A 25,615-nucleotide genomic window follows, 5' to 3' on the forward strand; every position below is an offset into this window, starting at 1 on the left:
CTTTAGCGAAATACCTCAGCTCACCCGTGCGATCAGTTCCATCGCGCCGGCTGGCGCGCGCACCTTGCCCTCGTGGATGACATAGGCGAACACGTCGCGCGGCTCCTTCTTCGGCTTGGCCTTGTCGACCTTCGGCAGGTCGTCGGGTTCGCTTCCCTCGGCCCAGTCCTGAAAGCGCTTGGCCCAGGCATCGAGCTGCTTCGGCGGATAGCAGGTCTTGATCTCGTCATTGCCCTTCTGCAGTCGCGCATAGACGAAATCGCCGGCGACGTCGGCGATCGCCGGATATTTGCCGTGCTCGGCGAACACGACGGGCGTCTCGAATTCGCGGATCAGCGCGACGAAATCCGACGTGCAGAAACTGTCGTGACGGACCTCGACGACGTGGCGCAGCGCGCGTCCCTCGAGCTTGCGCGGCAACAGCTCGAGGAATTTTCCGAAATCGGCGCCGTCGAATTTTTTGGTCGGCGCAAACTGCCACAGCACCGGCCCAAGATGATCGCCGAGTTCCAGCACGCCGGAATCATAGAAACGCTTGATGGAATCCCCGGCCTCGGCCAGCACGCGCCGGTTGGTGGCGAAGCGCGGCCCCTTCACCGAGAACACGAAACCATCAGGCACCTCGCTCGCCCATTTGCGAAAGCTCTCCGGTTTCTGCGAGCCGTAATAAGTCCCGTTGATCTCGATCGAGGTCAGCTTCGAGGCGGCGTAGGACAGCTCCTTGGCTTGCGTGAGCTTCTCCGGATAGAACACCCCGCGCCATGGCTCGAAGGTCCAGCCGCCGATGCCGATGAAGATGTTGCCGGATTTTTTGGACGCGGTTTTTGCTTTGGCCACGGGAGGATCTCGGATGCGGGAGGAGGGCCTCCATCCTAATCAAACCAGTTGTGATTGGCCAGTTGCGACGTCCCGTCTAAGCTCGCGATAGGATCTGCGAAAAAAGGAGAACAAGATGCGGATGCTGATGGTGGGAGCGGCGCTCGTCATGATGACATCTGCTGCCATGATATCTTCAGTTATGGCCGACGATGACGATGCCAAGGGTGCGCAGAAGCTCGCCACGCAGGGCCGCGACGATTATTGGCATTGCCTGGCGCGGGAATATTCGCGCGTCGGCAATCAGGGCCTGTCGGAACAGGATTTTGGCCGCTCCGTCGCCGGAGCCTGTCCGTCGGAGCGACAATACTACCGGGTGGCACTGCTCGATTATCTCACCACGCAATATCCGGATATTGATGCCGGCGCCCATCTCGCGACCGCGAACAGGGCGGTGGAGGCGGCGCAGAAGGACATCGTGACGGCCTTCGTCAAGCACAAGCCGCCGCAGAAATAGCCCATTGAACCGGTGCGTCCGACAAGCCCTTCCGGCAGCGCGCTCATCCATGGTATCACTGGGCGCATCTGGAACAGGGATGGGTTTCCATGTCGTCTGAGTCGGTGGGGGGCATTTTGGGCGCGATCGTCGCGGCGATCGTGCTTGCGATGGCCGTCGTCTTTGGGCCGATCGGCCAGTACGGCAAGCCGCCCAAACCTGCGAAGGCCGAGCCGGCCGGGGCTGCGGCGCCGGCGGCCCCTGCCGCGCCCGTGCCGCGAGGGCCGGTGATCAAGGAAGTCCCGAACCAGTAAGCGCGTGAAAAAGGCCTCTTCCGCCCCTTGTAAAGCGGCGTTACCGTTCCCATTTAGCTTCTAACGGCGACGTTGAGCGAAAAACTCCGGCGCTGGAACGACCTTGGAATAGCACAGGCTGCGCCGGATGTACGCGCGGCCCGCCGTTCCGGGGTCGTTGGCATTTTGGGCCCCTTTTGGGGCCGCCCCCCAGAGAAACCCTGGCTTGCTGGCGCAAGTTCTTGGCAGCACAGGACGCGGCGGATATACGCTGCCGTCATGAATGAAGCGATCAGACCGGGCTCCGACATCCCACAGAAGGCTTCGCCGGCGCCCGAATTGTCGGTCGTCGTCCCGACCTTCAACGAACGCGACAATGTCACGGTGCTGTACCGGCGGCTGGAGGCCGTGCTGGCCGGCATCGCCTGGGAGGTCGTGTTCGTCGACGATAATTCGCCTGATGGCACCTGGGACGTCGTGCGCGCGCTGGCCCAGCGCGATAGCCGCGTGCGCTGTGTCCGCCGTATCGGCCGCCGCGGCCTGTCGGGGGCCTGCATCGAGGGCATCCTAGCCTCCAGCGCGCCCTATGCGGCCGTGATCGACGCCGACCTCCAGCACGACGAGACGCAACTGCCGAAGATGCTGTCGCTGCTCGCGAGCGGGCAGGCCGAGCTCGTGGTCGGCAGCCGCTACATCGAGGGCTACAAGAGCGAAGGCTTCAACAAGCAGCGCGCCGGCGCCAGCGCGCTGGCAACGGAACTCGCCAGGAAAGCGCTGCGGGTCGAGATCGCCGATCCCATGAGCGGCTTCTTCATGGTTCGCCGCGACCGCTTCGAGCAGCTGGCGCCGAAACTTTCCGTGCACGGCTTCAAGATCCTGCTCGACCTCGTCGCAAGCGCTAACGGCACCTTGCGCGCCATCGAAATTCCCTACACGTTCGGCGAGCGCCAGCACGGCGAAAGCAAGCTCGATTCCATGGTCGCGCTGGATTTTCTCGGCCTCGTTCTGGCGAAGTTCACCAACGATGCTGTCTCGTTACGTTTCCTGCTGTTCGCGATGGTCGGCGGGATCGGCCTCGTGGTGCATCTCACCACCCTGTTCATATCGCTCGAGCTGTTCAAGGAGCCGTTCGCGGAAGCGCAGGCCTCCGGCGCCATCGTCGCGATGACCAGCAATTTCGTTCTCAACAACTTCCTCACCTATCGCGACCAGCGGCTGAAGGGCTTTGCGCTGCTGCGCGGCCTGATCGCGTTCTACATCGTGTGCAGCGTCGGCCTGCTGGCCAATGTCGGCGTCGCCTTCTCGGTCTACGACCAGGAGCCGATCTGGTGGCTTGCGGGTGCGGCCGGGGCGCTGATGGGCGTGGTGTGGAACTACGCGATGTCCGGACTGTTCGTCTGGCGCAAGAAATAGCTCACGATGGGCGGGGCTGATGCGCGGATCGTCCGCAATACCGCGCTGGTGATCCTTGCGCTGGTCGGCTTGCGGCTCGTCGCAGCCGCCGTCACGCCGATCACCTTCGACGAAGCCTATTACTGGATGTGGTCGCAGAACCTCGCTGGGGGATATTACGACCACCCGCCGATGGTTGCCTACGTCATCCGCGCCGGTACCCTGATCGCGGGCGACACCGAACTCGGCGTTCGCGTGGTCTCGATCCTGCTCGCGCTGCCGATGAGCTATGCGGTCTATCGCTCCGCCGCGATCCTGATCGGCGGCGCGCGGGTGGCCGCGACCAGCGCCATCCTGCTCAATGTAACGCTGCTGGCCTCGGTCGGCACGCTGATTGTCACGCCCGATGCGCCGCTTCTGGTTGCCTCCAGCTTCGTGCTGTTCTTTCTCGCCAAGGTGCTGGAGAGCGGCCGCGGCATCTGGTGGCTCGCGGTCGGCGCAGCCGTCGGTGCGGCGCTCCTGTCCAAATACACCGCGATGTTCTTCGGGCTGGCGATCCTGATCTGGATCGCTGCCGTGCCGAAACTGCGGCACTGGTTTCTCTCGCCCTGGCCGTATCTGGGCGGTTTCGTTGCGCTCGCGTTGTTCTCGCCGGTGATCCTCTGGAATGCCGATCATCAATGGGTCTCGTTCGCAAAGCAGCTCGGGCGCGCCAGGATCGAGGATTTTCGTCCGGTCTTCATCGCCGAGCTGATTCCGACGCAGATCGCGTTCGCAACCCCGCTGGTGTTCATCCTCGGCGCGATGGGGCTGCACGCGCTGACCTGGCGCCGGGCCGGCGCACTCGCCTCGCGCGTGCTGATCGAGACGATGTTCTGGACCATCGTCGCCTATTTCGTCTGGCATTCGCTGCATGCCCGCGTCGAGGCCAACTGGTTCGCGCCGGTCTATCCGCCTTTCGTCATCGCGGCGGCCGCCGCCGCCAATCTGGTGCAGTGGAAGCCGCGGCAGCGTCGCCTGGTGGATTTCTGCCTGCGCTGGGCCGCACCCACCGGCATCGTGATGTTTGCCGCGCTGATCGTGCAGGCCAATACCGGCTGGCTGTCCGGCTATCGCCGCGATGCGACCGTGCGTAGCGTCGGCGTCGGCTGGCGCGAGCTCGCTGCCGAAATCGAAGCGGTGCGAGCTCGCAATGGCGCGACCTGCGTGCTTGCCCCGGACTACGGCACGACGGGCTGGCTCGCCTTCTATCTGCCGCGCGGCAGCTGCGTGGCGCAGCAAAACCAGCGCATCCGCTGGGCCAACATGCCCGAGCCGGATCCAAAGCTGCTTGCGGGCAAACTGATCTATGTCGACGAGCTGCGCTCTGACGGCCATCCCGCCGTCCACGATCTCTTTGCCAAGGTGACGCAGGTCGCGCAATTGCAGCGCAAGCGCGGCCCGCTCGTGATCGAGACTTACAGCATCGATCTGCTCGAAGGCGCCAAGGGCGACGTGCTGGACCGCTCGCCGCCGCCGGAAGCGCGGTAGCTCTCCTCGGAACGACGACGAAAGTTCAGTTGATCATCTCGGCCTTGGTCGAGGCCTGGTTCGGCCTGTCCTGGTCGCGCCAGAACCAGACGCTCACGACGCCGGAGCGGCCGCGGACCTGCGTGAGCAGGGGGCCCGACAGAACGCCGTGGGGAGCGCCCTGGAAATCGGCCGCATCCAGCAGCGTATCGCTGAGCGCGAGACGCGCGCCGTTTTTAGCAGCGACCTCCATCAACCGGCTCGCGACGTTGACGGTGTCGCCCGTCGCCGTGATGTGCTGATGGCTTTCGCCGAGGCGGGAGGCGACGATCGGGCCGAAATGCGCGCCGATCTTGAAGCCGAGCTGATCCCTGATCGCTGGCGGCAACCACGCGATCCAGCGCTCGACGCCGCGGTGCAGGTCGATCGCGCATTTCAGCGCGCGTGCGGCGTCGTCGGGCATCGCGCCGGGCAGGCCGAACAGGATCATGGCGCCGTCACCGAGAAAGCCGCTGATCATGCCGCCGCAATCGACCGCGGTCTTCTCGATCAGCGCGTGAAACGCCTTCAGAATGTCCTGGAGTTCACCCGGATCGATCCGCTCGCTCAGCGCCGTGAAGCCGGAGAGATCGATGAAGACCATTGCTGCGTCCTGCCGGACGGGTGTTGACAGGAAATTCGGATCCCGCGCCAGCCACTCCTGCACGGCCGGCGCCTGGAATTGCGCGAGCGACCGGCTCTTGGCGGCAAAATATTGCGTGCGGCGGCCTCCCGCCCACAATTGCACGCCGGCAAAGACCGCAACCGGCGGCACTGCCGCGGCGAGCGTGCTCGCGGCGTTCAACCAGACGCCATGCGTGAACGCAAACAGATTGAACCCGGCCCAGGCGATCATCACCGCGGCCGCGGCGACGATGCCGAGCGCGCTGCGCCGCCAGGCGAGCAGGCCCACCAGCAGCACCGGCAGCAGGATCGCGATGAGCGCGTCGGCGATGTGGACCTTGCGGTCGCGCACGATGCTGTCCCCGGCGACGAGATGGGTGATCGCGGTGGAGACCACTTCGACGCCGGGCATTAGAGAATCGAACGGTGTTGGGTAAAAATCACCGCCGCCGGCGACCGAGGCCCCGATCACGACGATCCGGTTCTCGATCGCCGCGCGACTTAACGTGCCGTCGAAGATGCTCTGTGCGCTGACGGTGCGGATGGTCCGGCGCGGGCCGTAATAGGTGATCGGTAGCGCGAAGTCGGCATCGGTGGGCACCGCGCGGTCGCCGAGCATCAGATGGTCCGGCGCGATCGTCAGCGACTTGTCGAGCGCGCGCGCCGCGACCCGCAACGGAAAGGACAGCTCGACCTTGTCGCTCGTCCGGAACAGCATCGGCACCGAGAGCGGCGAGCCCGATTGTCCGGTCGCAACATTGACGACGCCGACCTCGGCATGATCGGCGAACGCCGGCAAGGGCAGCAGGAAGCGCTCGGCCTGCGGCAGCGCGGCGAGGGGGCCTTGGCCGCTGGTCTCCACGGTCTCGCTGGCGGACGGGAAGATCGCTGCGGCGGCAAGGACGATGGGACCCGTAGCCAGCGTATTTGCCAGCGTAGCGTCGCCGATCGCAGCGCTGCGATCGACCAGCAGCAGGTCGATCGCGACGACCTTCGGCTTGAACTGCACGATGGTGTCGACGACGCGGGCGAGATCGGCGCGCGGCAGCGGATAGCTGCCGCCGCGCTTCACGACGGTGTCGTCGATCGCGACGATGGTGACGAGATCGGGCGGAACCCGCACGCCGCGGACCTGCGTCCGCCAATCCGTCAGCGTCGCCTCGAGGCGATCGAGAAACCGCAGATGACCGTTGGCGTGACCGGCATAGATGCCCGCGCCCCACAGTGCGGTGAGGACGAGTGCCACCAGGATCTGAACGCGTCGGCTACTCATGTGGTCGTGTTGCAATTTCTCTATCGTCCAAATGCTGTTCGCCGCGCCCAGGTGACCCGAACCATTGGCCAAGTCTTACTGACCAAGTCTTGCCATCAACGCGTCGACGCGCGGCTGGCCCCATGTCTTGACCGTCAACGGGCCTGTGGCTTCCACGTCGACGCCTTGGCCACGGTCTAATACCACGCTGCGCCCACCATTCCTGCGGCTCACGCCGACACGGCCGTCAGCCACGAAGACGGAGGTCTTGGCCTCTGCGACATCGACCGCCCATTTCGTGCCGCGCACCGCGGCGATCGCCTGCGGCGTCAGCACCTTGAAGGGATTGCCGCCGGGCTTCTTGGGCACCTCGACCAGCAGCGCTTTGCTGCTCAACTCCACCGAGTCTATATGTCCGTCGCGGTTAGCGTCCTTAAGTTCAAATCTGGCACCGCTTTCGGCAACGATCGTGATTCCGTTGTCGCAGCGCCAGGTCTGCGTACCGGCAGCAGATGGCGTCGCCGTGCAGCCCACATTGGCGGCAGGCTGGGCAATCGCGTGTCCGATCAACAGAAACGACCCCGCCAGAGCGAAAAACCCTGCGCGCACGAACTCTCTCATGCCAGCCTCCGTTTGCGTGCTCGGCACAGTTCAAGGCGATCTTGATACGGTACCGTATCACACGCAGAGGCTGCTGAAAAGTGCCGGTTGCCGTAGCTATTTTCTCGCTGCGGCCTTTTCCAGTGCGGTGCGATCAACTTTCGGTCAGGGCACCTGCTCGCGTGCGCGGTGTAGCTGCTGACAACCGCGCTGCGGCTGCGGAGCAGAGGGTGCTTGCGCACCAGCCTCGCGCAACGCTTCCCCGCTATCTTCCGGGTATTGAACACCACGAAAACGACTTGGTTGGATGGCCTTAGAGATGCGGCCGGAGACGGTCGCCGGCAACGCCAATCCCGCCGAGAATTATAGTTAACAGACGCCCTTAAGTCCGTAGTTCTGCGGGCTTTTTTCTCGAAATGGGACACCCGAACGGGTTGCCTCACATCCGCCCGAACTTAATCCGCATTTAACTAAAAGTGGCCTTAATGACGCTCCGACCCTCTGCGAGATGCTGTTCCCGGATCGTGACCAGCGGCGCTTCGAAGGGGGACCGAGTGACACCGTTCTGGACGCAAGGCGAATGAGTACGAGTATCGCTGCGCAAGGCATCGCGGCACGAAAGTCCAAAGGATTCTCGAGCAATTCCTATCGGAAGCCTTCCCGGAAAATGACCACCCAAAACGTGCTTGGCGCCGCCGTGATCGGCTGCGTCGTGCTTGGCGCCGGCTGGACCATCTACAGCAACATCTTTGCCGCCAGCGTCTATCCGACCGTCGGCAGCAGCGGCTACGACGAGCCCGTGATCAAGCGGGCGCCCAGGGTCGCGCTGCGCGAGGCCGGTGAGGCCGTCAAGGACGCCTTTGCGCTCTTGCCCGACCGCTTGCAGGTGGCCGCGCCGATCTCGCGCGAGATGTTCAACGATCGCTTTGCCGCGGCTGCGACCCAAGGCGTGACATCGAATGCGGCCAGCGCCGCGCCCGCAACCAAGGTCGCCGAAGCCAAGGACGCGCCGAAGCCGAGCGTGATCGCGAGGGTCGCGGAAGTCCTGAAGCCAGGTCCCGCCAAGATCGCTGACGCTGCGAAGTCCAAGCGCGGCGCTGACGCGCCGCTGCAGCTTGCCTCGGCAGATCCGGCCGAGATCGTGCCGGCGCCTGAGGCGAAGCCAAAATCGATTGCCGATCGCGCCAAGGCTGCGGTGATGTCGATTACCGGACCGCGCCAGTCGATGGTGGAAAAGCTCTGGGGCAAGCGCGAGCCGTCCGGTGGGCTGCTCGCCTATGCCTCGGCCGACGCCAGCGTGACCGCCTCCATCGCGCCGAGGGAGCAGAACCCCATGCTCGGCGGTTCGGCGCCCTATGAGCGTGACACCGCGGTCTACGACATCTCCGCTAAAACGGTTTACTTGCCCGACGGCACCAAGCTCGAGGCGCATTCCGGCCTCGGTTCCAACCTCGACGACCCGCGCTCCTCGCGCGTCCGCATGCGCGGTGTGACGCCGCCGCATATCTACACGCTGAAACCGCGCGAGGCGCTGTTTCACGGCGTGCCTGCGCTGCGCCTGACCCCGATTGGCGGTGAGAGCGCGATCTACGGCCGCGACGGCCTGCTCGCGCATACCTTCATGCTCGGGCCCAACGGCGATTCCAACGGCTGCGTGTCGTTCAAGGATTATTACGCGTTCCTCGACGCCTACCGCAACAAGGGCATCCGCAAGCTCGCGGTGCTGGCGCGCGTGGACTAGGCTCAGTCAATTCGAGATCACGCAAAAGGGCCGCTTGCAGCGGCCCTTTTCTGTTTCGCTTCGCGCGTGCGTTTTAGCCCGGCCAGCACTGCCCGCCGCCGTCGATCCGCAGCACCTGACCGGAAACGAAGGCGCCCATGGGCCCTGCGAAGAATTCGACAACGCGCGCGACCTCGTCGACGGTTGCGATCCGGTCGAGCGTGCCGGTCTCGACCATTCTGTCGGGGTCGACTGCACGCGTTCCGAGGAAGCGGCCGGTGCGGGTATCTCCGGGCGCGATGCAGTTGACGGCGACGTCGTAGGGGCGGAGCTGGTCGGCCAGGCATCGCGTGTAATGGGTCACGCCGGCCTTCGAGACCGCATAGATCGAGCCTTGGGTACGTCCCTTGAAAGCGGCGACGGAGCCAAGCGTCACGATGCGGCCGCGTCGGCGCTCCATCATGCCGCGCGCGACCGCCTGGCATGTCAGGATGGTGGAGAGCAGATTGCGCTCCAGCACCGCGCGCACGTCGGCCTCCTTGATATTCACCGCATCGTTCGGATCGGGCTTGCCGCCGCCGGCCGCGATATCGCCCCCGGCATTGTGCACGAGAATGTCGATCGGGCCGAGTGCCGCTTCGGTCTCCGCGATGACGCGTGCGATGTCCTCGCCCTTGGTGAGATCGCCGAGCACGCGCTGGCTGCGAACGCCGAATTCGCGGCCGATCTCGACGGCGACCGCGGTGAGGGTGGTGCCCTCGCCATACTCGGCCGGCCCGTTCTCGCGCATGCCGTGGATAGCGACGTCAGCGCCGAGCGCGGCAAGCTTCTCTGCAAAAGCGCGGCCGAGCCCGCGTCCCGCGCCGGTCACCAGTGCAACTTTGCCTGCCAGAAGCTTGTTGGTGTCATGCGATGTCATGATCTTGTTCCTGTTGTGAATGTCAGTCTGCGGCGAGGTCGAGGCCGATCGCCAACGCCTGCACGAGGCACATCGGTGCGACAAGCGTACGCAGCGCGGGCTCAGGCATGTCCTGGATCTCGAACACGACGCTCGCGCCCTCGACGATCGGGCTCAAAAGGCTGTCGGTGATGGAAATCGTGGGCACGCCCCGCGCGACGAGTTCAGGAAACAAGCGCGCCGTATCCGGATAGTAATTTCGGAAGCTGATCGCGACCAGCGCGTCGTCTGATGTCGCCGCGTGCGACTGCTCGTGGATGCTGCCGCCAAGGCCGTCGAGCAGGACGACGCGCCGTCCGAGCTTGCGCAGCACGTACGCGAGGTGGATCGCAACCGGGAACGAGCCGCCCAGGCCGAGCAGATAGATGTCACGTGCCTTGGCAAGGATCGCGGTTGCGGCGTCGAGTTCGCGCGCATGGACGGATTGGCTGAGCGTGACCAGCGATGATTGCGCTTCGGACACGAAACGCGACAAGACCGCGGCCGGCTGGCGGCCGAGCACTGACTTCTCCTGGCTCTTCATGCGGGCGAGGCGCGCCTTGTAGCTTGGCGCGACGCCGGCGACGAGACGGGAGCGGAACACCTGCTGCATCTCGGTGAAGCCGCCGAACCCGAGCGCATGCGCGAAGCGAACGATCGCCGACGGCGGCACCCCTGAGCGCTGCGCCACCTCGGCCACGGTGCCGAGTGCGACATCGGTCGGGTGATCGAGCACGAACTCCGCGATCTGCTGCAGCCGGCCGGACAGTGCCCGGTGCCGCTGCGCAATCGCGCCGCGCAGTTCGTCATAAGTCATGGCGCCAGCCGCCTTGTTCATCGAGTCGGATCTCCGGATCGGTCGCCTGTTTAACGGCATTTCACCATTTGGATCAAATATTCTACTTTACATAATATATGGAATGAATATTCTAATCCCACAAGAAGCAAAAGACTTCGGAAACGGGAGGACACGATGAGAGGGCGTCAGATCTCACGGCGAAGCGTTCTGAAGGGCAGCTTGATGGCGAGCGTCATCGGCGGCGCCGGCAGCTTCTTTGGGCCGTGGAGGCAGAATCATGCCTGGGCGCAAGGCGCGAAACCGATCAAGCTGGGCCTGACGTGCGATGCCAGCGGTCAATACGGCAACAGCGGCCAGGATGATTTCCGCGGCATCAAGATGGCGATCGACGAGATCAACGCCAAAGGTGGCGTACTTGGGCGCCAGGTCACTTTCATCACGGCGGACACCGAGACGACGCCAGCTACGGGCAGCCGCGTCGCGGAACGTTTCATCACTCGCGAGGACTGCACCATCCTGATCGGCGCGCTGCATTCGGGCGTCGCCAACGCCATCACACAGGTCGCCAGCAAATATGGTGTGATCTACATGAACACCAATTCCTCCGCGCCCAGCGAAGCCGGGGAGAACTGCTCGCGCGTGAAATTCGTATGGGACGGCAACGGCACCAATTTTTCCAAGGCGTCGGTCAAGAACGCGGTGGACTCCATCGGCAAGAACTGGATGCTGCTGACCAACGACTATGTCTGGGGTCACACGACGTCTGCCGCGACCAGGACGCAGGTCGAGAGCGCCGGTGGCAAGATCCTCGACAATCTGCTGGTGCCGCAGAACACGCGCGACTTTACTGCCTATCTGCTGAAGATCCAGCAGGCCAAGCCCGATGTTGTGGCGACCGCCGTTGGCGGCGACGATATCAAGGCATTGCGCGAGCAGGTGGCGCAGCTCAAGCTCGACGGCAAGCCGGCCTGGATCAACAACCAGCAGGACTGGCCCGATGTGTGGGGCGCGCCCGACAGCCTGTTCGGCGTGTTCGGCACCACCTGGTATCACAAGCTGCCGCTGCCAGGTGTCGCCGAATTCGTCAAGAAGTGGCAGGCCGCCAACAAGGACGGCCCGATCCCGGTGCCGGGCAACGTCTCCTACAACGGCTACATGTCCACGCGCGAACTGCTGCGTGCAATCGAGCGGGCAGGGTCGACCAACAACGTCAAGATCATCAAGGAGCTCGAGAACCTGAAGGTCTCGGCGACCGATCGCATGCAGCATTTCGACGCCTACATGGATCCGATGACGCACCAGATGCAGCAGACGATCTATCTGGCGCGGCGCAACGCCAAGCCGGTCGACAATACCGATCTGTTCGACATCATCAGCTGGACGGAGCCGAAATCGGCCGCCGACGATGCGGCACCCGGCAAGTGCAAGCTCACCCCCTACGAGCAGGTGCCGACCGTCGACTCCTAGAGACGGCGCGTCACGTCGCAGAACGAGCGGCGCGCATCTCGCGCGCCGCGCCTCCGGGACCGTCAGCGTCCCGGATGACACATGCCAGTTGCGAGAGCCAAAAACCTTGTTCGACCTTCTTCCGCATCTCCTCAACGGCCTGACGCTCGGCCTGTTGTTCGCGCTGATCGCACTCGGCTTCATGCTCATCGTCGGGCTGATGGAGCAGATCAACCTCGCGCACGGCTCCCTGTTCGCGCTCGGGGCTTATGTCGCCATGCAGCTCACGGGGCCGCGCCCTCCATTGCCGATGGAGCTTGCGAAAGCGTGGCTCGCGCTGCCGCTCGGCTGGCGCTATGCGGCGACGTTGATCATTGCTCCCGTGACCGTGAGTCTGGTCGGCATGCTGATCGAGCTCTGCATGCGGCGCACTTACGGCAAGGATCCGCTCTACGGGCTGCTCCTGACCTTCGGCGCCGCGATGGTGATCGAAGAGATGATCCGCCTGGTGTGGGGCACGCGCGACTACGTGCTGCAGGTGCCGTCCGCCATCAACGGCGGCTTCCTGTTCGGCGACCTGATCTGGTCGACCTATCGCTTCTACGCAGCGGGCATCGCGGCCGGGGTCATCGGCCTGGTCTGGCTGTTGATCGAAAAGACCTCGTTCGGTGCGACGGTCAAGGCCGGCGCGCATGACAGCGAGATCGTTCGCGCGCTCGGCATCAACCTGTCGCGGTTGCGGATGCTGGTCTTCGTGTTCGGCACGATGCTGGCCGCGATCGCGGGCATCATCGTCGCGCCGATCTGGGGCATTCGCCCGCATATGGGCGTCGATGCGGTCATTCCTGCGTTCCTGGTGATCGTGCTCGGGGGCGTCGGCAGCTTTTGGGGTGCGGTCGTGGCGGGTCTTTTGGTCGGACTATGTGTCGGCCTTGCCGGCGCCTACGCGTCCGAATGGTCGCTGTTGTCGATGTACATCTTGCTCGTGGCCGTCGTGACGTTCCGCGCGCGCGGCCTCTGGGGCAAAAAAAGCGTGCTCGAGGCCTAAAGGGAATGATTGTGGGACCAAAATCTTCACCGGACGCTGCGCGCCTCGTGACGCCGACGATGCTGGTGCTCTGGCTCGTGCTTGCAACGGTGCCGCTCTGGATCACGCGGATCGGGCTCTATCCCTATCTCGGGATCGAGATCCTGATCTGGTCGCTCTATGCGCTCGCATTCAACCTGGTGCTGGGCACCGCCGGACTTCCGTCGTTCGGTCATGGTGCCTATTTCGGCATCGGCGCCTACGCGTTCGGTCTCTGTCAGTTCGACATCGTCGCCAATCTCTGGATATGCCTGATTGCCGCGGCCGCGGCGGCAGGTCTCGCCGGCGTGCTGGTGGCGCTGTTCATCTCGCACAGGCGCGGCATCTATTATGCCTTCATGACGATTGCCTTCGGCCAGATCTTCTGGACGTTGGCGATAAAATCGCACCGGATCACCGGCGGTGAAGACGGCCTTCTCAAGATCAAACGGTTGCCGGCCGATTTCGGGCTTGTGTCGTTCGATCTCAACGACAATGTCGCGTTCTACTATTTCGTGCTCGCCGTCTTTGCGGTCGGCACCGCCGCATTGTGGAGGCTGGTGCACTCGCCCTATGGCCGCGTGGTCGCTGCGATCAGGCAGAGCGAAGTTCGCGCGAGCCATCTCGGCTATAATGTGTGGCTCTACAAAGCCGCGATCTTTGCGCTGTCGGCCGCCGTCTCGGGGTTTGCCGGCGGATTGTTCGCCATGGCGCAGCTCGCCGCATTCCCCGACGTCATGAGCCTGCATCAATCCGGCTACGTCGTGATGATGACGCTCGTCGGCGGTGGCCTCGTCAGCTTCTGGGGTCCGGTGATTGGCGTATTTCTCTTCCTCACCGCCCGAGACGTGATCGGTGCGCTGACCAATGCCTGGATGCTCTATTTTGGTCTGCTCTTCATCGCCATCGTGCTGTTTCGCCCCGAAGGCATTGCCGGCGCGATATCCGCTGCCGTGCAGCAGCACTCACTCGGCGCCTTACGGCAGCGCGGTACCTCGGCGATGCGGCTGCTGTTCGGGAGCGGGCGATGAACATGATCGAAGCCGCGGCCGTTCATGTCCGCTTCGGCGACCGCGTCGTGCTGGAGAGCGTCGATCTCGCGGTCGCGGAGGGCGAGTTTCACGGCGTGATGGGTCCGAACGGTGCCGGCAAAACCACATTCTTCAATGTGCTTACCGGCCGGGTGAAACCGAACCGTGGCCGAGTCCTGCTCGGCGGCGAGGATGTCACGGGCCTCAGCCCGCACCGCATCGCCGCCAAGGGCATCGCCCGCTCGTTTCAGATCATGACGCTGTTCGACGAATTCTCCGCGCGTGACAACGTCATGATGGGCTTGCCCGAGTTTCGCGCCCGTGGCCACGATATCGCGCGCGCAGCGGCGGGCGACAGCCGGTTTGCCGCGAAGGCCTCTGAAGCGCTGGCGGCGGTCGGGCTTGCCGACAAGGGCGGCATCCGCGCCAAGGACCTGTCCTATGGCGACCGGCGCGCGCTGGAGATCGCGGTCGCCCTGGCGCAGGCGCCCCGGGTGTTGTGCCTGGACGAGCCGACCTCCGGCCTCGGCTCCGACGGGGTGCAGCGGCTCGCAGCCCTGATTGCTCGCCTGAAGGGGCGGCTGACCATCGTCGCCATCGAGCACGATATGGAGTTCCTGTTCTCGTTGGCTGACCGGATCTCGGTCATCCATTGGGGCCAGGTGGTGGCGCGCGGAACGCCACATGAACTGCAGCAGAACGAATGGGTGCGGCGCTCCAATCTCGGGAAGTTCGCATGATCCTCGAAGTGGACGCGGTCGATACCTTTTACGGTGAGACCCAGGCGCTGTTCGGCGCCTCGCTTGCCATCGAGCACGCCAAGGTGTTTGCGCTGCTCGGCCCTAACGGCGCCGGCAAGACGACGATGCTCCGCTCGATTCTCGGACTGACGCGTCCGCGCCGCGGCTCCGTTTGTTTCGACGGTCACGACGTCACGCGCGATCCGACCCACGAGATTGCGCGCGCCGGCATCGGCTGGGTACCCGACGACCGCCGGCTGTGTCCGACATTGACGGTTGCGCGCAACCTGTCGATCGCGCAAAAGCGCACGCGCTTTCGCCACTGGAGCGTCAAGGAGGCCGCTGCGATCTTCTCACCGCTCGAATATCTCATGGAGCGCGACTGCGAAAACCTGTCGGGCGGCGAAATGCAGATGGTGGCGATCGCCCGCGCGCTGGTCGGCTCGCCGGGACTGGTGCTGTTCGACGAGCCGAGCCAGGGACTGGCGCCGAAAATCGTCGGCGACGTGCTCGCGACGATCTTGCGCATGAAGGACGAGGGCATTGCCTCGCTGGTCGTGGAGCAGAACGCCGAGATCGCGCTGGCGGTCGCAGACCATGCCGCGGTGATCGATCGCGGCCGGATCGTCTGGACCGGGGAGGCCGCGGCCTTGCGCGATGACCGCGGGCTTCGTCAGTGCTTGCTGGGAGTACAATAAGTGGCCGCACCGCTGCTCGTTCTCGACGACGTTCGAAAGGTCTATACACGGGGCCGCGTGATCCGCCGACCGACATTCACGCTACAGGCAAACCTGTCGCTGGACGAACCTGATATCGTTGGTGTCGTCGGCCCGAATGGCGCCGGCAAGACGACCTTGTTCGAGATGATGACGGGCTCGAACGCCCCGACCTCCGGGCGCGTGCTGGTCGCGGGCACCGATATCCATGGTGTCAAATATCGCGAGCGCGACCGGCTCGCGATCCACTATCACCAATCCTATCAGGTTAGGCGCTTCCGGAAGCGCATTCCGTCCGCCTTCCTGGCGCCGTCGCCAACCCGGACGCCGCTGGTTCACCTGTTCGACGAACCGCAGTTCAACCTGCAGGATGGCTATATCGGCTTCATGCTCGATTTCTTCCGCAAGCTGCGCGACGAGGGGCGGCTGGTCGTTCTCTGCATGCATCCGACGGCGGCCTGGCACCTCGACATCCTTGCCGAGATCGCCGGGCGATTCCTCTTTGTGGCCGGCGGTGGGGTGACACGCATGGCCGATTTCGGCGCTCTGGTCGCCGAGCCACGCTTCCGCTCCTATCTGGGGCCGGAGATGACAAAGGCGGCGGACGCGATTTGTCACCGAGCTATTCCCATCCCGACCTAACGCAGAAAAAAGCGACCACAGGAGAATCCGTTGGCCTATTCGAACACCCAGCTTTTCATTGGCGGCAAATGGCGACCGGCCCATTCGGGCAAGGTGATCGAGGTCCGCAATCCCGCGACTGAAGAGGTGATCGGCACGGTCGCCCATGCCGGACGGTCCGACCTCGACGAGGCACTCGCCGCAGCCAGCGCCGGGTCCAAGATCTGGCGAAACGTTGCTCCCTTCGAGCGCTGCCGCATCATGCGCAAGGCGGCCGCGATCATGCGCGAGCGCAATGACGAGATTGCGCCGCTGCTCACGATGGAACAGGGCAAGACTCTTGGCGAGGCCAAGATGGAGGCGATGGCTGCCGCCGACGTGATCGAGTGGTTTGCGGAGGAAGCCAAACGCGCCTATGGCCGCCTGATCCCTGCGCGTGGGCCGGGCATCTACCAGCTCGCGATCAAGGAGCCGGTCGGCCCGGTTGCGGCGTTCACGCCCTGGAACTTTCCGATCAATCAGGTCGTGCGCAAGCTCTCCGCCGCACTCGGCGCCGGCTGCTCGATCATCGTCAAGGCCCCGGAGGAGACGCCGGCCTCGCCCGCACAGCTGATCCGCGCGTTTGCGGACGCTGGCGTGCCCGATGGCGTCATCAACCTTGTATACGGTATTCCCTCGGAGATCTCGGAATATCTCATTCCGCATCCGGTGATCCGCAAGATCTCGTTCACGGGCTCGACCCATGTCGGCAAGCAGCTCAATGCGCTCGCGGGCCTGCACATGAAGCGTGCCACCATGGAGCTCGGCGGTCATGCGCCGGCGATCGTTTTCAAGGACGCCGACGTCGCATCGGCCGCGAAAATTCTGGCGGCGGCAAAATATCGCAATGCCGGGCAGGTTTGCATCTCGCCGACGCGGATGCTGGTCCAGGATGACGTGTTCCGTGAATTCGTCGACACATTTGTCGACAGCGCCAAGTCGTTCAAGGTCGGCAACGGCCTCGATCCCGACTCCAAAATGGGCTCGCTCGCCAATCCGCGCCGCGTCACCGCCATTGAGGGCATGGTGCAGGATGCCGTCGGCAAGGGTGCAAAGCTCGAGACCGGCGGTAAACGCGTCGGCAACAAGGGCCATTTCTTCGAGCCGACCGTAGTGAGCGACGTGCCGAAGGATGCGCGCGCCATGAACGAGGAGCCGTTCGGCCCGCTCGCGCTGATTTCGCGCTTCTCATCCTTCGACGAAGTTGTCGAGGAGGCCAACCGCTTGCCGTTCGGGCTGGCGTCCTACGCCTTCACAAGCTCGACCAAGACGGCGGCCGCGATCGGTTCGGCCGTCGAAGCCGGCATGATGTCGATCAACAGTTTTGGTCTGGCGCTGCCCGAAGTGCCGTTCGGCGGCATCAAGGATTCCGGCTACGGCTCGGAGGGCGGCACCGAGGCGATGGAGGGTTATTTCAACACCAAGTTCATCAGCCAGACGGGCGTGTGACCGGCCGGGGATGCGCAGCTAGCGTTTGACGAAAACCAGATTGCAGGCCCGCGCCTCGTTGCGCTTGCCGGTGCCGCGGGTGCGATCGAACTGCGCATCGACGGTAAAGGCGTAGGGCGAGCCGGGCGCGAGATTGTTCAGCGTGTACGCGCTCGCTCCCGTCGTGCCGCGCGCGCTCAAGGTGGTCTTGCCGTCCGCCGGGATCTGGCCGTCGATCTCGAGCCGGTTGATGTTGTTGCCCGGACCCTGCGCCTCGGCATGAAGCACGCCGTTCGTGACGGTGGCGACCAGAGGTCTGGTGAAGCCCTGCGCCTTGCCGGTGGCCAAGCAGTTCAACGTCACGTCCCAGCTGCCGTCAAAATCCTTGCTTCCGCCGCTCCGGCCGTTGCCTGACGGCGCGAGCGCCACCTTCTGCTTCAGCCCCTCGATCCGAGCTTTGGCGAGCGTGGCGAAGATGCAATTCGGGAATCTCGCGAGGTGATCCTCGAAAGCGCCCAGCGTGCCGATGCCGTCGGCAGCCTTCCAGTGTGCTTCTGCTGCTGCGCAAGGGTCAGCCCGGGGCGCGGCTTGTGGCGCCGCCGGCGCCACCGTGACCGACACCGGTCCGTTCAGGTAGAACTTGCCGATGATCGACAGCGACAGCTCCGGGAGTTGGGTCTTGCCGCTGGAATCGTAGACGTCGCTGCTGATGTCGCGAAAGACTTCGCCGATCTCCTGCGGCTCCTCGATGTGCTTCAGGAACGCCGTCGTATAGGGGCTGTTGCGGCCGCTGCCATCGGCCGCCGTCTGCCCGGACTGGGTTGAGAACGACACGATCGTGCCGCGCGGTGCTTCGACTTTCGACAGGCCCCGCCCGATCGAGGCGCCGCGCGTCATGCCGGCGGAGCGTTTCAAGGTTTCGGCCAGCGGATTGTCGCGGCAGGAATCGAGGATGAGGATGCGCAGGTTCTTGGCCTGCTGCAGGTCGTTCACGATGTCGTCCACCCGCAGGAAGCGCTTCAGGTCGGCTTCGTCGCTCAGCACGGCATCGACAGGCATCAGATAGTTCACGCCGTTGTACTGCATCGCATGGCCGCTGTAGTAGAACATGGCGACGTCGGCTTTGCTCGCGGCGCGCGCGAAGCGGATGGTGAGGTCCTGCATGTCAGCTTGGCGCAGGTCGATGCCCTGGAGCACCTCGAAGCCGCTGCGCTTGAGCGAGGCGGCGACGTCTTCGGCATCGTGCGACGGGTTGGGAAGCTGCGCCGTACTGGCATAGGCGCCATTGCCGATCACCAGGGCGACGCGGGTTTCCGCCGATGCCGGCGCAACGGAAAGCCAGCAGACCAGGAGGGCAAGGCAAAGTCCGGCCGGGCAAAATCTGGAAAGAGCACGCATGAATGCCTTCCAAGGAAATGTCGAAAAATATCCCTCCAGATTAGCGCATGCCGCGCCGACATCAATGCCCTGCCGGAGCACCGCTCAGATTTCCCGGCCGTGACATCCTGTCACGCCGGGCTCGCCGCCATCGTCATGCGGACGGCCATTTCGGTCGCAATCGCGTCCCGCACGGCCGGTCGCGCCTGCATGCGCGCGAGATAGGCCGACAACGATGGCCATTGCGCGACGTCGATTCCCGCGGGACGGAGCAACAGCAAAGCCCAGGTGAGATGGGCATCCGCGACGGTGAAGCTGTCGCCGACGAGGAATTCGCGGTCCGTCAGATGCGCGGCAGGCATCGATAATGTCTGCGCTATTCTTGCACGCGGCTTGGCGAGCGAGGCGTCGTCCTTGTACCAGAAGGTTGGAAACAGGAACGCCTTGTGGATCTCGGCCCCGACGAAACTGAGCCATTCCTGGAGCCGATACCGGTCGGGATTTCCGAAGGCGGGTGCAAGGCCCGCCTGCGGCTTTAGGTCGGCGATGTATTGCAGCACCGCGGCGCTTTCGGTCAGCCGTTCGCCATTCTCCAGCACCAGGACCGGCACCGCGCCCTTTGGGGAAACGCCGAGGAAATCCCTGCCGTCGTCCACGACCTGCTTGGTCTGGAGATGGACCGGATGATAGCGGGCCTCGATGCCCGCTTCCATCAGCGCGATGCGGCTCGCAAGCGAGCAGGCCATCGGTGAGAAATAGAGTTGCAGCATCGCCTACGCTCCTTCAGGTCAACGTCTCGGTTTGTGCGATGATCGCAAACCGGTCCGACAATTCGGCCAGGGCGACCTCGTGGATGATCCTTGCGGAGAGCGCTCCGCCGCGGCCGTCGGGAAGATCGCGTGTGGCGCAGGCATCGGCTGCGATCGTCGTGCGCAGGCCGAGGTCGAGCGCGGCGCGGGTGGTCGAGCTGATGCACATATGGGTCATGAAACCGGCCAGCACGATGTTCGTGCGTCCGGTTGCGGCCAGCCGGACTTGCAGGTCGGTGCCGGCAAAAGCGTTCGGCAGCGCTTTTTCGATCACGGCTTCGCTGGCGAGCGGCGCCACGTTCCTGACGATCGCGCCGCGCGCGGCCTCGCGGTCGAACAGGCTGCCGGCACGTCCCTTGTGCGCGATATGGAAGATCGCAGCGCCGCTCGCCCTCGCGCGGGCGAGCAGGCGCGCGGCGGCGGCGATTGCGGGCTCCGCGTCCGGCAAGGCGAGCGGCCCGGCGCAATATTCGTTCTGGATGTCGATTAGCACGAGGCAGGAATCGGCGAGCCTGGGCGGAGTGAGATCGGCGCCGGACAATTCAAGCAGGGTTTTTGGGGCGGTCATGCGGGTCGGGCCTTCCTAAGGCATATCGGATGGCGCCACAGTAGCGCGGCGGCGGCCTGCCAATGTGCAGGACTATTGCAGCATATGGCTGCAAATTTGCAGGAGCCCGTCGTGCCTGCTAGGCTCATCGCCATGAACTGGGACGATCTGCGCATCATCGCCGCGGTCAGGGACGAGGGCACCTATGCCGGCGCCAGCGCGCGGCTGCGCATCGACGAGACCACCGTCGGCCGCAGGCTCGCGCGCATCCAGCGCGATCTCGGCGTGCCGCTGTTCGATGCGGTGGACGGCCAGCGCCGGCCGACGCGGAGTTGCGAGGCGGTGCTGGCGCATGTCGAGGCGATGGCCGCACATGCCGCCGAGATCGGTCGCGTCGGCGAGAGTCTTGCAGGCCCGGTGGGACGCCTGCGTATCGCCTCCACCAACACGGTTGCCGAGGAGGTTCTGTCGCCGCGCGCGAGCGACTTCCTGCGCGCCAATTCCGGCCTGACGCTGCAATTCCTCACCTCGAGCGAGAACGTCAAGTTCTCGCGCTGGGAAGCCGATCTCGCTATCCGGCTGCGCAAGCCCGACAAGGGCGACTTCGCGATCTCCAGGCTCGGTGACGTCAAGCTCTATTATTTTGAGCCTGTCACGACCGAAGGCGAGCCGGTGCTGTGCGCCTATCCGGACGAACTCGGTGCCATTCCCGAGATGCAATTCCTGCGTATGAAGCAAGCCCACGCGCGCTGCGTTACCGACAACGTTCGCGTCATCCGTAACCTGATCCGCGCGCATCAGGCCGCCGGCGTGTTGCCGGAGCATGTCTGCGCGGACTTACTCGGCGATCGCCGCCTGCGCGCCACGCTGCTGCCTGGGCGCCGCGACGTCTGGCTGCTGGTGCAGAACCATCTCAAGCGCGATCCGGCGACGCGGCTCACCATCGAATGGATCCGCCGCTGCTTCAGCGATCTCGCGCGCGGTTGATTGCGACCCGTGAACGCGATCCGCGCGCGGCGCGACCAAGTTATGGGATTGCGTACGCGCGAGGGTTGCGTAATCTCGCGACGACTACGGGCTTGATCAGGGCAGGCGCATGACCACTCTTCAGGAAACCATCCACCCGCAGGCCAAAGTGCGGGAATGGAAGGCGATCGTCATCCTGATCCTCCTGATTCCGGTGCTGTGGTCGCCGCCGTTCCTGTTTCGCATCTTCCTGTTTCAGCCGTTCAACATCCCTTCCGGCTCGATGACGCCGACGCTGGTCGTCGGCGACTACGTCTTTGCTGCAAAATATGCCTATGGCTATGGCCGTTATTCGTTTCCCTTCGCGCCGTCGTGGATCTCCGGGCGTTTCCGGGCCACCGATCCCGAGTATGGTGACGTCGTCGTGTTCCGGACGCCAAAGGACACCGCGGTCGACTATGTCAAGCGCGTGGTCGGGCTGCCCAGTGATCGCATCCAGATGCGGCAGGGCCAACTCATCCTCAATGACCGCCCGGTGACGCGCGTCGCTCTGAAGCAGGCATTCGCCGGCTCCACCTGCGGCGTGGATGACGGTGCGAAGGCCAAGCGCTGGCGCGAGACGCTGCCGAACGGCGCGTCCTACGTGACGCAGGACTGTGTCGACAACGGCTACTACGACAACACCGACGTCTACACCGTGCCGCCGGGCCATTTCTTCGTGCTCGGCGACAATCGCGACAACTCGAGTGACAGCCGCGTGATGTCGTCGATCGGATTCGTGCCGATGGACAATCTGGTCGGCAAGGTGACGCGGATATTCTGGTCGCTCGACCAGCACGGCGAACCGCACATGGAGCGGCTGGGGAAGGTGTGGTGAAGCCCCACTGTCATTCCGGGCTCCGCGCTGCTCCGGGATGGGACCACCGAAGAAAAACAAAACCCCGGCATCGCTGCCGGGGTTTCGCATTTTGTCGTTTGCCGGAATGGCTGGATCAGAAATCCATGCCGCCCATGCCGCCGCCCGGGGGCATCGCCGGACCGGAGCCGCCCTTCTTGGGCAGCTCGGCGACCATGGCTTCCGTGGTGATCAAGAGCGCCGCAACCGAGGCTGCGTTCTGGATCGCGGTACGGACCACCTTGGTCGGGTCGATGATGCCCTTCTTGACGAGGTCAACATATTCGCCGGTCTGGGAGTCGAAGCCGTAGGCGTACGACTTGTTCTCAAGGACCTTGCCGACGATCACGGAGCCATCTTCACCGGCGTTGATCGCGATCTGGCGAGCGGGCGCGGAGAGCGCCTTGCGCACGATCTCGACGCCGGTCTTCTGGTCGTCGTTCTTGGTGCGCAGGCCCTTGAGCTGCTCGGAGGCACGGAGCAGGGCGACGCCGCCGCCCGGGACGATGCCTTCCTCGACCGCCGCGCGGGTCGCATGCATCGCGTCATCAACGCGATCCTTGCGCTCCTTCACCTCGACCTCGGTCGCGCCGCCGACGCGGATCACCGCGACGCCGCCTGCGAGCTTGGCAAGACGCTCCTGGAGCTTCTCACGGTCGTAGTCCGAGGTGGTTTCCTCGATCTGCGCCTTGATCTGCGACACGCGCGCTTCGATGTCGGCCTTCTTGCCGGCGCCGTTGACGATCGTGGTGTTCTCCTTGTCGATCATCACCTTCTTGGCGCGACCGAGCATGTTGAGCGTGACGTTCTCGAGCTTGATGCCGAGATCTTCCGAGATCGCCTGGCCACCGGTCAGGATCGCGATGTCCTGCAGCATGGCCTTGCGGCGATCGCCGAAGCCCGGAGCCTTGACGGCCGCGACCTTCAGGCCGCCACGGAGACGGTTCACGACTAGGGTGGCAAGCGCTTCGCCTTCGACGTCCTCGGCGACGATGACCAGCGGCTTGCCGGTCTGCACCACGGCCTCGAGCAGCGGCAGCAGCTCGTTCAGCGAGGAGAGCTTCTTCTCGTTGATGAGGATGTAGGCGTCGTCCATCTCAACGCGCATCTTGTCGGCGTTGGTGACGAAGTAGGGCGAGATGTAGCCGCGGTCGAACTGCATGCCCTCGACGACGTCGAGCTCGGTCTCGAGCGACTTGGCTTCCTCGACGGTGATGACACCCTCGTTGCCGACCTTCTTCATGGCGTCGGCGAGGAACTTGCCGATCTCCGCGTCGCCGTTGGCCGAGATGGTGCCGACCTGGGCGATCTCGTCGTTCGAGGTCACCTTCTTGGAGTTCTTGACGAGGTCCGCAACGACGGCTTCGACCGCGAGATCGATACCGCGCTTCAGATCCATCGGGTTCATGCCGGCGGCAACCGACTTGGCGCCTTCGCGCACGATCGCCTGGGCCAGCACGGTCGCGGTGGTGGTGCCGTCGCCGGCCGCGTCAGCGGACTTGGAGGCGACTTCGCGCACCATCTGCGCGCCCATGTTCTCGAACTTGTCCTCGAGCTCGATCTCCTTGGCGACGGTGACGCCGTCCTTGGTGATGCGGGGAGCGCCGAACGACTTGTCGAGCACGACGTTGCGGCCCTTCGGACCGAGCGTGACCTTCACCGCGTTGGCGAGAATGTCGACGCCGCGAAGCATCTTGTCGCGCGCATCGACCGAGAATTTGACTTCTTTAGCTGCCATCTGGATTTTTTCCTTAGGTGTTTAACTGGATAAGAGAGGGGCTCTTAGGCCGCCTTCTTCTTGGAAGCGGGGACGTCGAGGACGCCCATGATGTCGCTTTCCTTCATGATCAGCAGGTCGACGTTGTCGATCTTGACCTCGGTGCCGGACCACTTACCGAACAGCACGCGGTCGCCGACCTTCAGGTCGATCGGGATCAGCTTGCCAGCTTCGTCGCGGCCACCCGGGCCGACGGCGACGATCTCGCCCTGCGAGGGCTTTTCCTTCGCCGTGTCGGGAATGATGATGCCGCCAGCGGTCTTCTCTTCTGCGTCGATGCGCTTGACCACGACGCGGTCGTGAAGCGGACGGAAATTCATGCAGTTCTCCTAAGCTTTTGCACGATTTGGGAATTTTGGGTTGTTAGCAGTCTACGCCGGCGAGTGCCAGCGCAGGCACAACTGAGATAAGGCAGGATTTTGGCGGGAGCAAGGGCTTGTAGCAGAAAAATAGCACTCGGAGGCGCCGCCTGCCAAAATCTCTTTCCATCGTTAATCGCGCTCGGCGCAGTATTAGCACGGAGCTAGATCTGCTGCTAACGCATTGAATTTCAACAGCTTGTTAAACTTTTGGGCTTGAGATGGATTGTCAGTTTGCGTCACATTTCTCTTATGTGAGCGCATCAGCAGCGGGTGGCTCTTAAGGCGCACCGGAAAGCCACTCCTTGAATGCGCTCCTGCAAAGGAGGTTGGCATGGGCTTGCGGAGTGGAGCCGTTTCGGACGATTTCCGGAAACAGCTGCTGGGTTACGGAATGACGACGGCGCAGATTCTCTACCGGATGCCGGATCATCCCTCGCTGCTCCAGACTTACGTCTGGCAGGACTACGACATGTTTCCGAAATTTCCGGCGCTGAAGGATTTTCTGGCGTTCTGGCAGGAAAAGCTCGACGGACCGCTTCACTCGGTGACAGTGGCGCATTCCAAGCTGATCAAGCCGGCCGAGTTGCGCGCGGTGGACGGAGTATTCCGGCTGCATTGAAGGGCGGAGCTGTAGGGTGGGTTAGCGTCAGTGTAACCCCCCATGCTTCAACGCTTGCGCAAAGAAGTGGTGGGTACGTTAGCGCTAACCCGCCCTGCGATTTCGCATTCTGTGCTAGCCTCTCCCCATAACAACAGGGGAGGCCGCCCATGGCCAAGAAAGCAAAATCGCGCAGCGCATCGCAAGCCGCGGTGAAGAGGCGTAGCGGGGCCAAACCCGCAGCACGATCCACGGCGCGCACGGCGGTGAAGGCAAAAGCCCCCACGACAACGGCAAAGTCATCCGCCAAGAAACCGGCGCGGCCCAAGCAGCGCATTGCGATCAGCCATCACCGCGAGGAAGACTTCAAAGCCGACGGTCTGCGTACCTACGCGAAATATCGCGACCTCGGCATCGCCGCCGCCAGCCACGGCCTCGCGCAGGCGCACGTGATCCGGCTGCAAGGCCCCTGCAATCCGGACGAAGTGTCGAAGCTGCACTTTCACGACGTCGAATTCCAGATGGTCTACGTGCTCAAGGGCTGGGTGAAGACCTATATGGACGGAGAGGGCGAGACGCTGATGAAAGAAGGTAGCGCCTGGACCCAGCCGCCGAAGATCAAGCACATGATCCTGGACTATTCGGACGACGTCGAGCTGCTGGAGGTGATCCTGCCGGCGGAGTTCAGGACCGTGGAGTTTAAGGCGTAGGCGAGGCGGA

Annotated in this window: 26 protein-coding genes; 16 read left to right on the top strand and 10 right to left on the bottom strand. The window is 64.0% G+C overall.

Translation table 11 applies throughout. From position 1 onward, the window contains the following. Positions 1-15 precede the first annotated feature (15 nt). Complete coding sequence (locus tag ACIPUD_RS18625; RefSeq protein ID WP_085385045.1) at positions 16-837, bottom strand: DUF72 domain-containing protein; 822 nt, start codon at positions 835-837, stop codon at positions 16-18. 115 nt (positions 838-952) lie between these two features. Between ACIPUD_RS18625 and ACIPUD_RS18630 the strand changes: the two genes are divergently transcribed. The 4 genes from ACIPUD_RS18630 (at position 953) to ACIPUD_RS18645 (ending at position 4,527) form a co-directional block, all read left to right on the top strand. Continuing rightward, the gene (locus tag ACIPUD_RS18630) at positions 953-1,333 is read left to right on the top strand and encodes a hypothetical protein (protein ID WP_085351074.1); all 381 of its coding nucleotides are present in this window, start codon (positions 953-955) and stop codon (positions 1,331-1,333) included. Positions 1,334-1,422: 89 nt separating this feature from the next. Next, positions 1,423-1,626 carry a hypothetical protein gene (locus ACIPUD_RS18635; protein WP_085351075.1) on the top strand — a complete coding sequence of 68 codons (204 nt, stop codon included), beginning with the start codon at positions 1,423-1,425 and terminating at the stop codon, positions 1,624-1,626. A gap of 258 nt (positions 1,627-1,884) precedes the next feature. Next, the gene (locus tag ACIPUD_RS18640) at positions 1,885-3,018 is read left to right on the top strand and encodes a glycosyltransferase family 2 protein (RefSeq protein ID WP_085351076.1); all 1,134 of its coding nucleotides are present in this window, start codon (positions 1,885-1,887) and stop codon (positions 3,016-3,018) included. Positions 3,019-3,024: 6 nt separating this feature from the next. Then, positions 3,025-4,527, top strand: coding sequence for a glycosyltransferase family 39 protein (locus ACIPUD_RS18645; protein WP_204511628.1), 1,503 nt, complete (start codon positions 3,025-3,027; stop codon positions 4,525-4,527). A gap of 25 nt (positions 4,528-4,552) precedes the next feature. Here ACIPUD_RS18645 and ACIPUD_RS18650 read toward each other — a convergent pair whose 3' ends face one another. Both ACIPUD_RS18650 and ACIPUD_RS18655 read right to left on the bottom strand, forming a co-directional pair. Then, positions 4,553-6,442, bottom strand: a complete 1,890-nt coding sequence (locus ACIPUD_RS18650) for a CHASE2 domain-containing protein (RefSeq protein WP_247297313.1) — start codon at positions 6,440-6,442, stop codon at positions 4,553-4,555. 75 nt (positions 6,443-6,517) lie between these two features. Continuing rightward, complete coding sequence (locus ACIPUD_RS18655; RefSeq protein WP_026232987.1) at positions 6,518-7,042, bottom strand: FecR domain-containing protein; 525 nt, start codon at positions 7,040-7,042, stop codon at positions 6,518-6,520. Positions 7,043-7,688: 646 nt separating this feature from the next. Between ACIPUD_RS18655 and ACIPUD_RS18660 the strand changes: the two genes are divergently transcribed. After that, a complete protein-coding gene (locus tag ACIPUD_RS18660; RefSeq protein WP_018455608.1) occupies positions 7,689-8,762 on the top strand; it encodes a DUF2778 domain-containing protein in 1,074 nt (357 codons plus the stop codon). Positions 8,763-8,835: 73 nt separating this feature from the next. On the opposite strand, the gene ACIPUD_RS18665 is transcribed toward ACIPUD_RS18660, so the two are convergent. Continuing rightward, on the bottom strand, positions 8,836-9,660 hold the full coding sequence (locus ACIPUD_RS18665) for an SDR family NAD(P)-dependent oxidoreductase (protein ID WP_018455609.1): 825 nt from the start codon (positions 9,658-9,660) through the stop codon (positions 8,836-8,838). 22 nt (positions 9,661-9,682) lie between these two features. Further along, entirely contained in the window at positions 9,683-10,516 is an 834-nt protein-coding gene (locus ACIPUD_RS18670; RefSeq protein ID WP_018455610.1) for a MurR/RpiR family transcriptional regulator, read from the bottom strand. Positions 10,517-10,651: 135 nt separating this feature from the next. On the opposite strand from ACIPUD_RS18670, the gene ACIPUD_RS18675 reads away from it, so the two are divergent. From ACIPUD_RS18675 to ACIPUD_RS18705, 7 genes are all read left to right on the top strand, one after another. Continuing rightward, positions 10,652-11,944, top strand: coding sequence for an ABC transporter substrate-binding protein (locus tag ACIPUD_RS18675; RefSeq protein WP_446481298.1), 1,293 nt, complete (start codon positions 10,652-10,654; stop codon positions 11,942-11,944). Between the two features lie 106 nt (positions 11,945-12,050). Next, complete coding sequence (locus ACIPUD_RS18680) at positions 12,051-12,971, top strand: branched-chain amino acid ABC transporter permease (RefSeq protein ID WP_377789210.1); 921 nt, start codon at positions 12,051-12,053, stop codon at positions 12,969-12,971. 5 nt (positions 12,972-12,976) lie between these two features. Then, positions 12,977-14,020 carry a branched-chain amino acid ABC transporter permease gene (locus ACIPUD_RS18685; protein WP_446481299.1) on the top strand — a complete coding sequence of 348 codons (1,044 nt, stop codon included), beginning with the start codon at positions 12,977-12,979 and terminating at the stop codon, positions 14,018-14,020. Further along, positions 14,017-14,760: an ABC transporter ATP-binding protein gene (locus tag ACIPUD_RS18690; protein WP_446481300.1), complete on the top strand. Its 744-nt coding sequence runs from the start codon at positions 14,017-14,019 to the stop codon at positions 14,758-14,760. Before ACIPUD_RS18685 ends, ACIPUD_RS18690 begins: the two co-directional genes overlap by 4 nt. Continuing rightward, entirely contained in the window at positions 14,757-15,458 is a 702-nt protein-coding gene (locus ACIPUD_RS18695) for an ABC transporter ATP-binding protein (protein ID WP_018455615.1), read from the top strand. The genes ACIPUD_RS18690 and ACIPUD_RS18695 overlap by 4 nt, the downstream gene beginning before the upstream one ends. Continuing rightward, positions 15,459-16,118 (top strand): ATP-binding cassette domain-containing protein, encoded by a 660-nt coding sequence (locus ACIPUD_RS18700; RefSeq protein WP_204511621.1) that lies wholly within the window; start codon positions 15,459-15,461, stop codon positions 16,116-16,118. A 30-nt stretch (positions 16,119-16,148) separates the two neighbouring features. After that, entirely contained in the window at positions 16,149-17,585 is a 1,437-nt protein-coding gene (locus tag ACIPUD_RS18705; protein WP_247297326.1) for an NAD-dependent succinate-semialdehyde dehydrogenase, read from the top strand. An 18-nt stretch (positions 17,586-17,603) separates the two neighbouring features. Here ACIPUD_RS18705 and ACIPUD_RS18710 read toward each other — a convergent pair whose 3' ends face one another. The 3 genes from ACIPUD_RS18710 to ACIPUD_RS18720 form a co-directional block, all read right to left on the bottom strand. Further along, positions 17,604-18,962, bottom strand: a complete 1,359-nt coding sequence (locus tag ACIPUD_RS18710) for a caspase family protein (RefSeq protein ID WP_085361707.1) — start codon at positions 18,960-18,962, stop codon at positions 17,604-17,606. 110 nt (positions 18,963-19,072) lie between these two features. Then, positions 19,073-19,711, bottom strand: coding sequence for a glutathione binding-like protein (locus ACIPUD_RS18715; RefSeq protein ID WP_446481301.1), 639 nt, complete (start codon positions 19,709-19,711; stop codon positions 19,073-19,075). A 13-nt stretch (positions 19,712-19,724) separates the two neighbouring features. After that, the gene (locus tag ACIPUD_RS18720; RefSeq protein WP_018455620.1) at positions 19,725-20,318 is read right to left on the bottom strand and encodes a cysteine hydrolase family protein; all 594 of its coding nucleotides are present in this window, start codon (positions 20,316-20,318) and stop codon (positions 19,725-19,727) included. A 132-nt stretch (positions 20,319-20,450) separates the two neighbouring features. Here ACIPUD_RS18720 and ACIPUD_RS18725 point away from each other — a divergent pair, with 132 nt between their 5' ends. Then, positions 20,451-21,284, top strand: a complete 834-nt coding sequence (locus ACIPUD_RS18725; protein WP_018455621.1) for a LysR family transcriptional regulator — start codon at positions 20,451-20,453, stop codon at positions 21,282-21,284. Positions 21,285-21,393: 109 nt separating this feature from the next. Beyond that, positions 21,394-22,140, top strand: coding sequence for a signal peptidase I (gene lepB / locus ACIPUD_RS18730; RefSeq protein WP_085385036.1), 747 nt, complete (start codon positions 21,394-21,396; stop codon positions 22,138-22,140). A gap of 115 nt (positions 22,141-22,255) precedes the next feature. On the opposite strand, the gene groL is transcribed toward lepB, so the two are convergent. Further along, positions 22,256-23,896: a chaperonin GroEL gene (gene groL, locus ACIPUD_RS18735; protein ID WP_085351091.1), complete on the bottom strand. Its 1,641-nt coding sequence runs from the start codon at positions 23,894-23,896 to the stop codon at positions 22,256-22,258. Positions 23,897-23,940: 44 nt separating this feature from the next. After that, entirely contained in the window at positions 23,941-24,255 is a 315-nt protein-coding gene (locus ACIPUD_RS18740) for a co-chaperone GroES (RefSeq protein ID WP_007611913.1), read from the bottom strand. A 373-nt stretch (positions 24,256-24,628) separates the two neighbouring features. Between ACIPUD_RS18740 and ACIPUD_RS18745 the strand changes: the two genes are divergently transcribed. Both ACIPUD_RS18745 and ACIPUD_RS18750 read left to right on the top strand, forming a co-directional pair. Next, positions 24,629-24,916, top strand: coding sequence for an usg protein (locus ACIPUD_RS18745; protein WP_007611911.1), 288 nt, complete (start codon positions 24,629-24,631; stop codon positions 24,914-24,916). A gap of 149 nt (positions 24,917-25,065) precedes the next feature. Then, complete coding sequence (locus tag ACIPUD_RS18750; protein WP_085351092.1) at positions 25,066-25,605, top strand: cupin domain-containing protein; 540 nt, start codon at positions 25,066-25,068, stop codon at positions 25,603-25,605. The last annotated feature ends 10 nt before the right edge of the window (positions 25,606-25,615 follow it).

It is taken from the genome of Bradyrhizobium sp. CAR08, from assembly GCF_052871955.1.